10 protein-coding genes are annotated in these 15,370 nt (G+C 40.2%); 3 read left to right on the forward strand and 7 right to left on the reverse strand.

The window, feature by feature from the left end; all coding sequences use genetic code 11:
* Positions 1 to 11 precede the first annotated feature (11 nt).
* From BBI00_RS15600 to BBI00_RS15610, 3 genes are all read left to right on the forward strand, one after another.
* A complete protein-coding gene (locus BBI00_RS15600) occupies positions 12 to 1,166 on the forward strand; it encodes a TIGR03364 family FAD-dependent oxidoreductase (RefSeq protein ID WP_065399813.1) in 1,155 nt (384 codons plus the stop codon).
* 7 nt (positions 1,167 to 1,173) lie between these two features.
* Positions 1,174 to 1,842 (forward strand): HAD-IA family hydrolase, encoded by a 669-nt coding sequence (locus tag BBI00_RS15605; RefSeq protein ID WP_065399814.1) that lies wholly within the window; start codon positions 1,174 to 1,176, stop codon positions 1,840 to 1,842.
* A gap of 384 nt (positions 1,843 to 2,226) precedes the next feature.
* Positions 2,227 to 4,080, forward strand: coding sequence for an alkaline phosphatase family protein (locus BBI00_RS15610; protein WP_065399815.1), 1,854 nt, complete (start codon positions 2,227 to 2,229; stop codon positions 4,078 to 4,080).
* A 78-nt stretch (positions 4,081 to 4,158) separates the two neighbouring features.
* On the opposite strand, the gene BBI00_RS15615 is transcribed toward BBI00_RS15610, so the two are convergent.
* The 7 genes from BBI00_RS15615 to BBI00_RS15645 form a co-directional block, all read right to left on the reverse strand.
* A complete protein-coding gene (locus tag BBI00_RS15615) occupies positions 4,159 to 4,644 on the reverse strand; it encodes a GNAT family N-acetyltransferase (protein ID WP_065399816.1) in 486 nt (161 codons plus the stop codon).
* Positions 4,645 to 4,660: 16 nt separating this feature from the next.
* Complete coding sequence (locus tag BBI00_RS15620; protein ID WP_065399817.1) at positions 4,661 to 6,076, reverse strand: aminotransferase-like domain-containing protein; 1,416 nt, start codon at positions 6,074 to 6,076, stop codon at positions 4,661 to 4,663.
* Positions 6,077 to 6,121: 45 nt separating this feature from the next.
* Positions 6,122 to 6,487: a hypothetical protein gene (locus BBI00_RS15625; RefSeq protein ID WP_065399818.1), complete on the reverse strand. Its 366-nt coding sequence runs from the start codon at positions 6,485 to 6,487 to the stop codon at positions 6,122 to 6,124.
* 439 nt (positions 6,488 to 6,926) lie between these two features.
* Entirely contained in the window at positions 6,927 to 11,729 is a 4,803-nt protein-coding gene (locus BBI00_RS15630) for a DNA repair ATPase (protein WP_065399819.1), read from the reverse strand.
* Positions 11,730 to 11,848: 119 nt separating this feature from the next.
* Positions 11,849 to 13,870, reverse strand: a complete 2,022-nt coding sequence (locus tag BBI00_RS15635; RefSeq protein WP_065399820.1) for a flotillin family protein — start codon at positions 13,868 to 13,870, stop codon at positions 11,849 to 11,851.
* 124 nt (positions 13,871 to 13,994) lie between these two features.
* Positions 13,995 to 14,651, reverse strand: a complete 657-nt coding sequence (locus tag BBI00_RS15640) for a hypothetical protein (protein WP_065399821.1) — start codon at positions 14,649 to 14,651, stop codon at positions 13,995 to 13,997.
* A gap of 3 nt (positions 14,652 to 14,654) precedes the next feature.
* Positions 14,655 to 15,356: a PspA/IM30 family protein gene (locus tag BBI00_RS15645; RefSeq protein ID WP_065399822.1), complete on the reverse strand. Its 702-nt coding sequence runs from the start codon at positions 15,354 to 15,356 to the stop codon at positions 14,655 to 14,657.
* Positions 15,357 to 15,370: the final 14 nt, after the last annotated feature.

A 15,370-nucleotide genomic window follows, 5' to 3' on the forward strand; every position in this document is an offset into this window, starting at 1 on the left:
TTATAAGTACTATGACAACAAAATTTGATTTACTCGTTGTAGGAGGTGGTATTTTAGGAACATTCCATGCCTATCATGCACTGAAGAAAAACCTTAAGGTTGCCTTACTGGAAAGAAACGCTGTTCCTCAGGGCGCTACAGTGAGAAATTTCGGCCAGGTGGTTCCCTCCGGAATGGATCTTAAATGGCAGAATTTCGGAAGAGAAAGCCTCGCAATATATAATGAACTTCATACCCAGGCTGATCTTACCATCAGAAAAAACGGATCTGTATACATTGCTTCCAATGACGAAGAGCTTCAGCTGATTGAAGAGCTTTATGAAATCAACAGAAATAATGATTATGAATCTGTCTTATTATCAAAAAACGATTGTATCAAGAAGTTTGACGGTCTTCGTTCCGATTATTGTAAAGGAGGGCTTTTCTTCCCACAGGAACTCTCCGTAGATTCCGCAGAGATGATTATAAAACTTCATAAGCTCTTACAGGAAAAAATGGGACTTCAGATCTTCTATAACACAACGGTTCTGGAAACCTGGGAAGATGATCAAAAATGTACCGCTATCACTGCAGACGGCAAGGAATTTCATGCTTCCAAAATGATCATCTGCGGCGGCCATGAATTCAAGACATTATATCCTGCCGTATTCAATGAAAGTGACCTGGAAGTGAGTAAACTTCAGATGCTTCAGACCAAACCGCAGGGGATTTATTCGCTTCAGGGGAATATTCTTACCGGCCTTTCTATCAGAAGATATGAATCGTTCAGCGAATGCCCTTCTTTCCAGAAAATCAAGGCCTTAGAAGACCCTAATTCATTTGAAAAGAAATATGGGGTCCACATTTTATTCAAACAGGCTCTTGACGGTTCGGTCATTCTTGGCGATTCTCATGAATATGCCGATGCTAAAAATGCCGATGATCTTGGTTACGACCTTAATATGGAGATTGATGAATTCATGATTCATGAAGCAAAGAAAATTATTGACCTTCCTACCTATGAAATCCAGAGAAGATGGTTTGGGGTTTATTCCCAGTGCAAGACCAAAGACATTTTTGAGCACAGCCCATCTGCCAATATTCATATTGTAACGGGTATCGGAGGAAAGGGAATGACGGGAAGCGGTGGTTTCTCTAAATTTAATATTGAAAAAATTTACGCATAGAATTTAAATGAAAAATATAGAATTACTGGTTCTGGATATGGCCGGAACAACAATTGACGAGGATAATGTAGTGTATAAAACCCTTACGGATGCTGTGAATGATTATGGCTATGAGGTAAGCCTTGATAAAGTATTATCTACCTGCGCCGGAATGGAAAAACTGGAAGCCATCACCAGCCTGCTGAAAGAAATTAACGGTAATGAGGAAGATGCTCCGGCTATTTTTGAAAATTTTTCTGACCAGCTAAAAGAATCATACCAGAACCTTGAAGTAAGACCCATCAACGGAACGGAAGATTTTCTTCTGAAAATGAAAGCCCAACATAAAAAAATAGTTTTAAATACAGGGTACACTTCCGAAATCGCTCATCAGCTTTTAAGTAAACTGAACTGGAAAGAAACGATTCATTTTGATGCCCTGATTACAGCAGATGATGTTTCAGAAAGCCGCCCAAGCCCGGAAATGATCCATCTTGCAATGAAGAAATTCAATATCACTGAAGCGGGTAAGGTTCTAAAAGCCGGAGATTCCGTGATTGATATTGAAGAAGGAAAAAATGCCGGCTGCGGATTGACAATCGCCGTACTTTCCGGTGCTCAGGGCAGGGAAGAGCTTGCGCGGGCAGAACCTGATTATATTTTGAATACGATTTCTGAGGCTGAAGGTATTCTTTAACAACTTCTTTTCACCCCTGAATTATTAATTCAGCCTCATTTTTTTACATACTGATGCACAAATGTTTTCATGATGATACTGTTGAAAATGTTTGTGCTTTTTTGACTACTAAATCAGGAATTTGATACCCTTCCGGTACAGCGGAGTGTAGAACTTTGGCTGATATTTTTGTAAAAACAAGAGATTTCAGTAAACTTAAAAACAACTGATATTTTTTAATCATTTTGTGGCTTTACGGCTTTTACTATTCTCATTTACAGGAACTTTTTAATTATCAATTAATTAATTTTCCGTTCACACATGTTTACAAATAGTAAACTAATTTTACAATTATTAAAAATAAATTACTATTTGTAAACTTTTCTTTTTCAAAACCCTTTTCCCATGAAAACAAAACTATTCTCAATGGCGGTTGTAATGAGCTGTTTCCTTGGAGCTCAGACCAAAAAAGTTCTATTTATCGGTATTGACGGATGCCGTGCAGACGTAATGATGTCTACTTCTACCCCCAACATCCAGAACCTCATCAGCCAGTCTATTTACTCTCTCGACGGGCTTTGCGCTGCCACCACCTGGAGCGGAAACGGCTGGAGCACTATGCTTACCGGGGTATGGCACACGAAGCACAATGTTCAGGATAACAATTTCACAAGCCCGAACTATGCCAATTACCCGGACTTTCTCACAAGAGCTGAAACTTTTAATCCCAGCTTAAGAACCATTTCCCTGGCTCACTGGTCTCCGATCAATGATAAAATTGTGCAGAATGCAGACGTAAAAACCAATCTTGCCACGGATCTTGCCGTAAAAAATGCTGCGGTAAACGCTTTGCAGAACGACAATCCGGATATTCTTTTTGTAGACTTCGATGATGTGGATCATGCCGGTCATTCTTACGGTTTCTCTTCAACGGTTCCGCAATATGTTTCTTCGATCCAGACCACAGATACCTTTATCGGGGAAATTGTTACTGCAATGAAAAACAGGCCGACCTATGCCAATGAAGACTGGCTGGTAGTACTGACCACAGATCACGGAGCGGTAGAAACCTCTCATGGAGGAGGCGCTTTATCTGAAAGAAACATTTTTACCGTGTATTCCAATCCGGGATTTACTCCTCAGCAGATCAGCAAAACGGTTCTGGAATCCAACAAAACATTCAATCAACTCAACTTTCCTGCAGGAACGTATGCAAAACCGGCTAATCAGGCTGCTTTTAACTTTGGAGCCACTCAGGATTTCACCATTGAATTTTGGGTCAAGCCAAATGCTTCCTATAGCAGTGATCCTGTAATGCTTGGTAATAAAAACTGGGCAAGCGGAAAAAATAAAGGAATCATTTTCTCAGGATATTCCGGACAGACTTTCAAAATGAATATCGGTGACGGAACCAACAGGATTGACCTGACAGGCGGAAAGGCAGAAACCAACAAATGGAAGCATATTGCCGCCAGCTTCGACAGGGACGGTCTTGTTACGCTTTATGAAGACGGTGTTCCGGTAACCTTTGCCAAAATGAGCAGTATCGGAAACATTGATTCCGGGCTTCCTTTGACCTTAAATCAGGACGGAACGAATACGTACAGTCCCAACCTGGCAGCGTCTTATAAGGATATCAGAATCTGGAAATCAGCGCTTCCCAATGATGTGATCGTGAACTGGGCCAACCAGGATATTACACCATCCCATCCTTATTATGCTCAATTACTGGCTAACTGGAAATGTAATGAGACTTCCGGAAACACCCTGGCAGATTCAAGTTCTAATGCCAACAATATGGCTATTACCGGAGCTCCTGTTTATAATGCCAATACAACCAATAATTTCAAAATTTATGATTATACCTCAACCACAAGGGAAACAGACCACTTCCCTACGGTACTGAACTGGCTTTGTATTCCGGTACAGTCTTCATGGGGAATAGACGGGATCAACAGAATTCCGGCATGTTCTAATGAAATATTGGCCACAAGAGAAATAAAGACTGCCGCAGATGATTTGAAAATATTTCCTAATCCTGCCTCTGCAACTATTGCCTTTCAGTACAAGTCTGAAGATAAATCGATTAAAGCGGATATTATTGATGCAAAAGGAATTCTTATTTCAACCCATCATCTGAAATCTTCAAACGGCTATTATGATGAAAAACTGAATATTGAAAGTCTTGCAGCGGGAATGTATTTCCTTAAAATCAACGGAACCCAAAAGTCTCTGACGAAAACTTTTATTAAAAGATAAACAGTAAAGCAATTAGATTTAAATTTTTGATATTAGAACAAGGGTTTTCTATCCGGGTTCTAATATCTTTTTTTTGCCCTAAATATTGAGATCCAGTTGCATCTGTACATCTACACGGTCATAGCCTGCATCCGTAATAGGAATGTGTCTGAAGCCCAGCTTTTCATACAACTTTATTGCCGGAACCAATGCTGAATTCGTTTCCAGGACAACTTTCCCAGCATTCAGATCTTTCGCCAGATCCACCAATGTTTTGCCCAGCAGATATCCGATTTTCTTTCCCTGTGCCTTAGGGCTCACTGCCATTTTTGCCAGTTCATATATGGAAGGCTCATGTCCTGATTTCATGAGAGCACATGTTCCCACAGGCTCATCATTCAGTAAGGCAAAAACAATATGTCCGCCTTTCGCCAAGATCTCTTCTTCGGGATGGTCCAGAATTTTATAATCACCAGCTTCCATCACAAAGAATGTTCTGATCCATTCTTCATTTAAAGTTTTAAAAGCAGCTTTATATTGAGGTTCATAAGTCACTATTTTTACTTCTTCTTTAGTATCATCCATCGCTAAAAGGTTTTTGTTATATTCTGTTTTTAATCAGTTTTCCCAGTTTTTCAAGGTCGCTTTCCACACGGTCAGTCCATTCAAGGGCATAGTTCAGCCGCATACAGTTCTGATACTGGTTATATTGTGAAAACATTCTTCCGGGAGCAAAATTTACTTTCTGGTCCAATGCCACATCATAGAGGTCTTCTGTACATATTCTTTTATCCAGCTCCAGCCAGAGCATAAAACCGCCTTTGGGTTCCGAAACTTTGGTGTTATCGGGGAAATATTGATTCACGGCTTTCTGGATCTGCAGATAATTGGCATACAGCTTCTTCCTGAACATTCTCAGGTGATGGTCATAGCGCCCGTGGGCAAGAAAATCTGCAATCACATCAGAAAATAATGACGGACCACTTACGGTCTGAACCAGTTTCTGGCGAATGATCTTATCTTTAAATTTCCCTGGAGCTACCCATCCCACCCTGAACCCAGGGGCCAGCGTTTTTGAAACAGAGCCTGCCCACATCACAAGATCAGCTTCATCATAATACTTACAGGGTTTCGGTCTCTCTGCTCCGAAATAAATATTCCCGTACACATCATCTTCAATGAGGGGAACATTGTATTCGGTGATCAGCCTTACCAGTTCTTTTTTATTTTCATCCGGCATCTGGAAACCCAGCGGATTATTAAAGTTGGTCACAAAACAGCATGCGGAAAGCTTTGGCAATACTTTCTTTAAAGCATCCAGATCTACTCCATAAATAGGATGGGTAGGAATTTCCACCGCTTTTAATCCTAACAGCTGAATTGCCTGAAGCATTCCAAAATACACAGGACTTTCCACCGCCACAGAATCACCGGGCTGGGTAACTGCCATTAAGCAATTGTAAACGGCATTCATGGCACCGGAGGTGATCACGATATCATCTTCGGTTATCTTACCTTCCATCACGATAGACCATTTGGCTATTTCCCGACGGAGAACCTCGCTTCCCTGTACCGGCTCATAATTGGTACCGCTGTCATTTTTCCGCTTCATTACATCAATCATACATTTCTTCATCTTGGCTACAGGAAGAAGGCTTTTCCCCGGAATTCCCAGGGCAAATTGTGTGATATCCGTTCCTTCAATGGTTCCGAAGACTTTATCTATGAGATCCTGCGGGGTATTTTTCTTTTCAGACAGTTTCATTTGAGCCACAGAGGGCAACGCCAGTTTCCGCTGGGAAGTCTGGCTTACATAATATCCGTATTTGGGCCTCGACTCTACCAGAGAACGGCTTTCCAGTTCCATATAAGCCTGCTTTACGGTATTCAGGCTCACATTATAGAGTTTCTGGGCACTTCTCAGAGAAGGAAGCCTCTCCCCGAACTGCAGCGTTTCACTTTTGATCTGCTCCGTGACGGAATTGGCTATTTTAAGGTACAGGATATCTTTAGACATTGAAATTCCGGTTTTAAGTAAATGTACAATTTTCTCTGTGTTTTATTAAAAATTCAGCCAGTCTACCATATTGCTGATACTGCTTTTCAGTTGATCAGCATTGCGGAAATTGGGAGTATCATTCTTTTTAAAATAGTTTTCCGCCTTTAAAGCAAAATTTTCTTTTTCTGTTTCCGGCATTCTTTTTTTATCAAACATTTGAAAAGTAATACCGTCTTTTCCATTGGTGATAAGGCTCGCAAATGCAATGATTTCGTTTTTATCTTTTGCCAAAAGGAAAGGAAGCCCGAAACTCCGGTTCACAGTCTTAGCATCCTGTGCCTGTAGAAAAATATTTTTCAGTATCAACAGGTCTGAAATATAGACTTCAGCATATTGAATCTGTTCCTGATGTTGAACTATTGTTTCCATAAGTGTTCTTCTTGCTTAACAAAATTATGGAGTCCCGGGTTTTGGATACAGATACAGAAGAATAGAATATCATGGGTACAGATTTTCATTTTTTAATCTTGAATTCCGATTGCTGTGGATCTTTTGGAAAAACTCAAGGGCGCCAAGGTTTTTATATTATCTTGTTTTTAAGGCGCAAGAAAATTAAAGATTTTCAGCAAGGATGTACATAATTTTGTGGTTACATTCTAAAAACCAGAATAACATGATACATAATTTTTTCTCGAGATCACACAGATTGCGCAGATCCTTGCGTTGAAATAAAAATCCGCGTAATCTGCCATATCTGCGAGAGATTATCATATTCAGAATTATATACTTTTTTGCATTTTAAGCTATATAAAACCGGGCTGTTTCTCTGAAACAGCCCGGTTAATGGTTTTTAAAAGATCTGTGAGTATTACTCCACTTTTTTCAAAGCTTCTTTAATGCCTTCCAGCCCGTCTCCGAATTGGGCAAGCAGTGCCACAATCTGGGACATCCTGTCGGTCTCTCCTAATCCTTTTATTGTTTTATTTTTTACAAACGTTTTTTTGATTTCATCCCAACGCTCCGTTTCCTGCTCTGAAATGGTGCCCATCAGTTCTTTCAGTTTAAGCATATTCGCCTCTGCTCCTGTTGTTAAAGTCTGGGATTCATTCTGGTAATGATTCAGTATGATCTGGGTTACTTCATCGGTTTTCAGAATAGGCTGGATCTGTGCTATAAGCTTATTCATATTACGGTAAGACCCCTGTAGTTTGAACGGCGGTTCATTTCTGTAGTCATCAGACATCGCAGCAGAGGAAATATATTCTTTATTTACTTTAAGAACCGTATTTCTCACCATAATGGTATTTTTCAATACAGCTCTGAAGTCTGATATTTCATTGGAACTGAAATTCCCTTTCAGATTATCGGCCGGATTATTTGTTATCACGCATTCATAAAGTTCGTAAAGATTTTCCATTCCCGGCTGTGTCAGTCTGGTCAGGTATTCATTAGACATCAGGGCGTTTTCAATAAGGCTCAGGTCAAAAAGATCGGTTTTTGATCCCGATATTTCTCCCAGGTTATAGGTATCTGAACGGTTGGCCAGCATATCAGGAATTTTAAATTTCTCTCCGCTTTCCGTATATGGGTTCCCGGCCATTACCAGGCAGAATCTTTTGGAACGGAGATCATAGGTTTTACTTTCCCCGTTGTAAATTCCTTCTATTTTTCTCTGTCCGTCAGCCAACGAAATGAATTTCTGTAAAAACTCAGGGTTACAGTGCTGAATATCATCAAGGTACAACATCACATTATCTCCCATTTCCAGGGCAAGGTTCAGTTTTTCAAGTTCCTGTCTTGCTCCGGCATTTTTAGCTTCTGCAGGATCAGTGGACACAATATCATAGCCTAAAGACGGACCGTTGATCTTCATAAAAACCAAGCCCATACGTTCTGCCATATATTCCATCAGGGTGGTCTTTCCGTAACCTGGTGGCGATACCAGAAGAAGCATTCCCATTCTGTCTGTTCTCTTATCTGAACCTACTGTTCCCAGCTGTTTAGCAAGGTTAGCCCCGATCAGAGGAAAATAAACATCATTGATCAGCTTATTTCTGACAAAAGAGCTCAGGATCTGTGGCTTAAATGTATCCAGTTTTAATGCTTTTTTCTTTTCATCCACCCAACTGAACTTCAATTCCTGAAGGCGTTTATACTTTGGAACGGTCACTGTATTGAAACGGCTCAGACGGGATACAAATTCAAAATAATTAAGATGGTACTCCGTATCCTTTTCAAGGGATTTCAGTTCTTTAATGGTGACCTCATAAGAAATACGTCTGATATTTTTCGGATCAAATTTCTGAGTGATGATAAATCCTGCCGTTTCCTGTACAATATCTTTCTCAGCCTGCGGATCAAAGGCCTGCAATGCACCTTCTGCAATATAATAACATGCTGAAGGATGCTGATACATTGCCTGTACCTGGGTTATAAATTCCAGATCTTTGCCTTTTTCTTTCAGCTCCTTCATGAATAATTCATACAAAGCACCGCCTTTTTCCGAGATCAGGAAATTTTCTTTATCTTCCTGTTTCAGGTAGAATGCTGCGTTGATACAATCTGTTTCTTTAAGAATGTTATGCGTTGATGCAAAAGCATTCATTTCTTCTGACAGCTCCTTCCTTAAATACTCAAATCCCTGTTTTGCCGTAAATGACTGAGCGATGATGGCAGCTGCCTCAAACTGTTTGGTATAGTAATCTTTTCTTTCTTTTTCAAGGAAAAACCAGAACAGCTGGGCCAATGCTCTTTCCTGTGCGGTAAACCTCATCAGTCCGAGCTCGTTATGTATTTGCTGCAACCGGGTCACAATAATCTGAGCATCCTTATCATGAATTCCTTTTACAAGGCCTTCTCCGAAATGTTCTGCGAGAAACTGCTGTACCGCATTTTCGTTCTGCTGATCAGTTGCAATATCTTTATGGGAAGAGAATACATTCCAGGCTAAATATTCGAATCTTTTTACATAGCTGTTTTCCGACACAAATTCCTGATTCCAGACTTCTCTGAATTCATCTGCCGTATTGAAATTCAACGGCTCATAAAAGCTTGTTCCGGTAAGGTGATAATAATACTGGGCGTTTCTCAGGACCAAGGTAAGATCCAGTTTCTGCTGATTGACCGCAAACTTATAATCTCCCAGCGCAATAACGCTTTCACCATCTGCGTAGATCTCTTTTTTGTCTTTCAGCTTTCTTACCGCTTCCTGCTGGGAGGTTTTTAACAGGGTTTGGATTTCTTCCGACTTTGCGGAATCTTCCAGTTCTGCAAGTTGCCTGGCAAGATCTCTCACCTTTTCCACCATCAGGTCTGCTGCAAAATAGCCATTAATCTCATTTTCAGAATCAAATGATTCTGCTTTGGTCTGTACGGATTTCAGGATTCTCTGAGCTGCATCGAAAAGATTCTGTGTTCTTTTATTTCTTGATTCGGTAAGCTGTACTCTTTTATTCTGAAAATGGCCGTACACTTCTTCTCTTTTGGTTCCTATCTGCTGGATAAAATCATCAAAATCGATAAATTTTGTCTCCATTTCTTCCAGTTGAATGGAAAGCTTGGTCAGATATTCATCACATTTTTCAGGGGTCTGGGAAAGTTCCAGAAAATTAATAACAGACTGATCAAATAAAGTGATCTGCGCCTGAAAATCCGACGCAAGCTCCTTCCCTGAAATTTCTCTTTTCCTTTTGCTGAGTTCAAGTCTTTCCTGATTCAGGCGGGCAAAGATCAGCGAAATGTTTTCAATGATCTGGGTAGACCGGGAAGTGTCTTCTATTTTTAAATTATTGACAATATCCACCAATAATTCCAGCTGACCGGATAAGGTATTGATGTTTTCATCTATAGTTTTTGCGTCTATAGCTTTTTGCAGGGCAATAATGTCTTCTGATATTTTCTGAGCTTTCTCTTCATAAGGCAGCAAAGCACCTTCCTGAAGAAGAAAATCAACGCAGGCATTGGAAAGTTCGGTGTAGCGGTCTGCTAAAGATTTTTCGAGTGCATCCAATAAGTCCGGATCTGCATATTTGAGTTCACGGGCGCCCGTAACTTCACCTCTTAAGGCTCTGATCTGTGAAAGCGCATCGATATATTCCGTAAGCTGGGAATAGTGAAGTCTTTTGGTTTCATCAAGAATTTTATCGCAGGAATGCTTTATCTTTTCTAAAGCTTCTTCTGTATTCTTTCTCTGCTCTACGACCTTTTCATATTCATTGATTGCAGAATGGGCAATGGCTCTGATCTCCTTCAACGGCTGATCCAGCTTCTGAACTTCTTCTTCACCCAGAAAATAGTAAGTATCCAGAATGAATGTGGCCAGCTTTACAATATCATTATAAAGCCCGCTGTACGAGTCCTTTTTATTCAGAAGTGTGATCAGCTCCTGGCTTTCTGCCATTACTCTTACAATATCCTTATTCCCTATTTTATAAATTAAACGGTCTGCTTTTTCGGCGTTCGGTATAATTTCTTTGGAAAAAGGGGTCTGCCAGATCTGGGCAAGATGGTTTTTTGTGGTTTCTATGCTTTCACGAAGATAGATCAGCTTTCCATCATTCAAGAAGGTGAATCCGCTACAACGGATCGGTGTTTCTATCGTCTGGGTAATGATATTGTACGAGATCAGCTGGTAGTTGTTTGTTTTATCATCGTAAAAAACATATAAAAAATTCTCACCGTTCGGTTCTATGACTGTTTTAAGATAATATAACCTGTTCTGATCCTGCGAAATGACCTTTAAGCCGCCGGTCTGAAGTGCATACCCATTGGAAAACAATACGCCCTGATTTTCAGGCAGTAATAATCCTGAATATTTAAGTGCGTCTGCCCTGGAAACCGTTTTTTCCTTATGATTGTAAATGAAATAACGTTCTGTTTCCTGGTAAGGTTTTATTTTAAACAGAACAAGATTATCCAGATCACAGAAATGGATCTCCGCATCATCCAGATTCTGATCTTTATGAATCACATCTTCGGAATAGATTCCTTTTCCCGTATCGGTATTGTCTTCTATCTTGATGGTAATATCACCGCCAATACTTTCTACAAAAACTTTATCTGCCAGAGAGATATGGGGATGCTTCCCGGAGCGCTGCATATCTCTGGTTGCTTTTGTCCAGAGAAATCCATGCTGCTGAGGGTATGACGTCTCTGAGGCACTTCTTGAATCTACATAGATCAGCTGATTTTCTTTAATGAGCCATTTGAAAGCCTTGATGTCTGTAGTGCTTTCAGAAAGCTGGAAAACCATATAAAGGTAGTTCTCCGTAAAGGTAAATCTGGCAAAAAAGGTATTCCTGTAGTATTTGTAAAGGTTTTTAAACTCATCGATGAAGACCTCATCATTAATCAGGCTATAATCCTGAGGTTCAAACCGGTTCTGATTAATTTTATATATTGAAAAAACATCTGAAATGTTGATTTCAGTCTGTAAGCCTAAATGGGCATTGGAACCAAAGACCAGATGGTCTCCCAACGAATAGATATCTTTGGCGATGCAGCTGTGCTCTGTTGAAATTCTTTCGTTCGCAATAAGAGAAAAATCTACGCCTCCAAATATATTTTTGCGGCTCTCATTCAACTTTTGAAGCCTCTGAATAAGGTCATTTTTCTGCTCATTCAGGCGGTTCTGAATAATTTCGTAGGTTCCGGAATTAAGTTGTTCTGACATCGTATTTATTTAAGTTGTCATTACTGCTGTGAGACAGCAGATCCTTGTATAAGTCTGTTAAAAAAAACTCCCAATGGATATTTCAATGAGAGTTTTTTACGGTTTAAAACATTGCTGAATTAAACGTGGTTATTATTGACCGGTTTATTTTCCACACCAAGATGTCTTGCCATATCAAGGGCTCTTTCCAGAATTCCTTTTTCCTGCTGGTTGGCAAGTCCGTTCAGCTTGAAGATCAGGGAGGCGATGCTCATATTTTTGATGTCATCTGACGAGATTTTGTATTTATCTACCATTCCCATCACTTTGCCAATGATATTTTCACCGTCCCCTAAAAGGTTTTCTCTTACGATCTGTGCATTTTCACTGTGGCTTACGAATTTATCCAGTCCTTTTCCTGCAGAAACCTGACGGATCACATTATCGAAGAAAGTGTTATCACCACCTACGATGTCAATTTTTGCCGTTTTGAATGCTTCTGCCAATACCATTGACTGTGCTTCTGCGATATCTTTCTGAATAGCGATCTGAGCCAGTTCCACATCTTTTTCTTTGGCCAGCTGAAGACGGAATTCCTCGTGGTCTTTTCCGGCATCGTTCAGTTTCTTCATTGCTTCAGCTTTCTCTGTAATTCCTGCAGCTTCTGCCAGGGCTTTTTCTTTGATCACCTCAGCCTGTGCAATTCCTTCTTTTCTGGATGCATCTGCTTTTTTCTCAATAACAACCGCTTCTACGATTCCCTGTCTTTCTGCTGCATCAGCTTTAGCATGTAATACCTGAGCTTCAGATAATCCTACCGTTGCTTCTTCTTTCGCTTTGGCATCAGCAATGATCTTGCGTGCTTCTGCTTCTTTTTCTGCCGCATCTCTTTTTGCCTGGGCTTCGATTACATATTTCTGTGCATCTTTTTCGGCTGCCAGTCTGCGGGATTCTGCTGCTCTGGTTTCTTCGATCAGCTTTTTCTCTGCTTCCTGAGTGGCTACCGTGATTTCTACCTGCTTGTTTCTTTCTGCTGTTTTGAAGGCTTCAAGATCTTTGATCCCCTGCTGCTCTTCCACTACGGTTTTCTCCATGGTCAGACGCTCACGGATCGCATCCTGAATGCTTTTCTTCTCAAGTTCTATTGCTTTTTCTTTCTCAATTTGAGCAAGGGAAACAATTCTTTCTCTTTCTGTAGCTTCAAGGGCTTTATCTTTCAATACTCTTTCTGTTTCTACAAGGTCTGCACGTTCTTTATTTTTAGCAGCAATAACTACCTGACGGAGCTTATTTTCTTCTGCGATCTGCAGTTTTTCTTCAGTAGCAATGCGTACAGTTTCATATCTCAGCCTTTCTTCTTCTTCTACCTTTAAGATTTCTGCATTTTCCCGGGCTTTGATATTGGCCACTTCCCTTTTCTGGGATTCTTCTTTTTCAGCCAGTTGCTTTTCAAGCTCCAGGATGGCTTCACGGGCTTCTACGTTCTGTTTCGTAATTGTTTTTTCTTCGTCACGACGTACCTGGTTTGCTTTAATATTTTGTGTAGCCGTAAGTTCTGTAATCTTTTTAATCCCTTCAGAGTCAAGAATATTATCTTTATCTAATTTGTCAATTGAAGTCTGTTCAAGATAGTCGATGGCGCAGTCATCCAGAACATATCCGTTCAGGTCTGTTCCGATAATGTCCAGGATTTCCTGACGGAATTCGCTTCTTGCTTCATATAATTCTGTAAAATCAAATTTCTTTCCTACGGTTTTAAGGGCTTCCGAGAATTTGGCTTCAAAAAGTTCTCTTAAGGTCTGTGCATCTGAAGCTCTCTGGCATCCGATCGTCTGTCCTACATTGACAATATCATCTACCGATTTGTTGACACGGATAAAGAAAGCGACCTGAATATCTGCTCTCATATTGTCTTTACATATTAATCCGGCCCGGCCTTCTCTTGAAATTTCGAGCTTTTTCACAGAAATATCCATAGATTCCATGCGGTGGATGATAGGGATGACAATTCCGGCATTGAAGAAGACTTTTGTACCTCCATAACCAGTTCTTAAAATAACGATTCCCTGAACGGTTTTTTTATACATCGATAAAATCCAGAAAATCAATCCGACTGTTGCTACTGCAACAATAATAATCCCAGCAATTAAAGGTAAGTTCATAGTTTTATAAGTTTATAGTTTATATGTGAATGTGTTTTTTGTTTTAAAAATACCGGAGAATAATCTCCACGATATAATTCAGCATGATCAAAAAAAGAGTTAACATGGTTATTAGTCTTGTTTTTTAGTATCTCATTGATCTTTGCACGTAATAAATCCTTTTATCCGGCTCTTCGTCTACAATCATGACATGGGTTCCGTGTTCCAGCCTGCTTCCGTCTTTACTTCTCACCATCAGCGTCATTGGATCGCTTCCGATAAAGACTTCCATCATTCCTATTTTATCATCCTGAATGTTTGATTTCAGGCGTCCCTCTCTTCCCAGGAAAGCATAAGATGCTTCTCCTTTATGATTGATTTCTTTAAAGAAGGGGTTCAGGGGTTTCAATACTATTTTGGTAAGCAGCATTCCTCCGATCATTAAAGGAAATATGGCCAATATCCCGGCCCATACAGGCAGTGGAAAAAAATAATTCAGATAAAATGATCCCAGCCAGGTAACCAGTAATGATAAAGTAAGAAAATAGGTTACCGGAACAATATCCAGATTAAGAAATTTCAGGAAATGCATCCATGCCGAAGGATCATGTTCCGGCGCATGAAAATGACCGTCGGGAGCGTGAACATCGCCTCCGGCATCCAGGTCAGAATGAATTCCCACATCAATATCCAGGCCGGTAAGGATGGTAAACAGCCAATAGATCACCGAGAGGCCAAGCAATACACTTAACACTGTATTGACCGGGGAAAACGCTACATTTAAAAATTCCTGAAAGGTCATAGTTTAGCCTTTTTTAAGTGTTTCTTTTAATCTGTTTAAAGCTTCTTCAGCTTCCATATCTTTATTGCTGACCATTGCATCAATCTCTTCATCAATTGTTTTTCCTGATTTTGAAAGATCGGCATAGGCGTCTGCAAGGGCTTCCTGCTGCACTACCCTGTCTTTCAGTTTCTCAAGCATACTTACAGCACTTCCGTTGTCCATCTGGGTCATTTTCTGATTGATGTCTTTAGTCGCTTCGCTCACCTGTACTCTTGCTTTCAGCGTTTTCAGTTCGTTTTCCCATTTGGCGATACTTGATTTCAGGTGATTGATATTTCCCTGCATTTTTTCACATTCGGCATGAATTTTTTCATGTTCTTTCTGTAATTCAAGGGCTTTTTCCTGTGAGGAAGTCTGTCTTTTCAGGGCTTCTTTGGCAAGGCGGTCTGCTTCTGCGGTTTCCACTTCTCCTTTTTCTGCTTTCTGTACGATGACGATGGCTTTATTGTAATAGTCTTTGGCTGTCTGCTCTTCGGCTTCGGCTTCATTTTTTTTGCGGATATCAAGCGCTTTCAGCTGTGCCAGGGCTTCGATGCTTTTTCCCAGCTGTTCTTTCATTTCACGGATTCCCTGTTCCGTTGTATTGATCGGGTCTTCAAAGCTTTCGATCACAGAATGGATCTCCGCTTTTCCAATTGTTAATAATCTTTTAAAAATGTTCATTTTAAATATCTTTT

Source organism: Chryseobacterium arthrosphaerae (genome assembly GCF_001684965.1).
Taxonomy (GTDB): domain Bacteria; phylum Bacteroidota; class Bacteroidia; order Flavobacteriales; family Weeksellaceae; genus Chryseobacterium; species Chryseobacterium arthrosphaerae.

Excerpts from the sequence above, each read along its gene's own strand:
- BBI00_RS15635 (WP_065399820.1), bottom strand. The coding sequence starts at position 13,870 with ATGAACTTACCTTTAATTGCTGGGATTATTATTGTTGCAGTAGCAACA.
- BBI00_RS15605 (WP_065399814.1), top strand. The coding sequence starts at position 1,174 with ATGAAAAATATAGAATTACTGGTTCTGGATATGGCCGGAACAACAATT.
- BBI00_RS15615 (WP_065399816.1), bottom strand. The coding sequence starts at position 4,644 with ATGGATGATACTAAAGAAGAAGTAAAAATAGTGACTTATGAACCTCAA.
- BBI00_RS15645 (WP_065399822.1), bottom strand. The coding sequence starts at position 15,356 with ATGAACATTTTTAAAAGATTATTAACAATTGGAAAAGCGGAGATCCAT.
- BBI00_RS15600 (WP_065399813.1), top strand. The coding sequence starts at position 12 with ATGACAACAAAATTTGATTTACTCGTTGTAGGAGGTGGTATTTTAGGA.
- BBI00_RS15610 (WP_065399815.1), top strand. The coding sequence starts at position 2,227 with ATGAAAACAAAACTATTCTCAATGGCGGTTGTAATGAGCTGTTTCCTT.
- BBI00_RS15630 (WP_065399819.1), bottom strand. The coding sequence starts at position 11,729 with ATGTCAGAACAACTTAATTCCGGAACCTACGAAATTATTCAGAACCGC.
- BBI00_RS15640 (WP_065399821.1), bottom strand. The coding sequence starts at position 14,651 with ATGACCTTTCAGGAATTTTTAAATGTAGCGTTTTCCCCGGTCAATACA.
- BBI00_RS15625 (WP_065399818.1), bottom strand. The coding sequence starts at position 6,487 with ATGGAAACAATAGTTCAACATCAGGAACAGATTCAATATGCTGAAGTC.
- BBI00_RS15620 (WP_065399817.1), bottom strand. The coding sequence starts at position 6,076 with ATGTCTAAAGATATCCTGTACCTTAAAATAGCCAATTCCGTCACGGAG.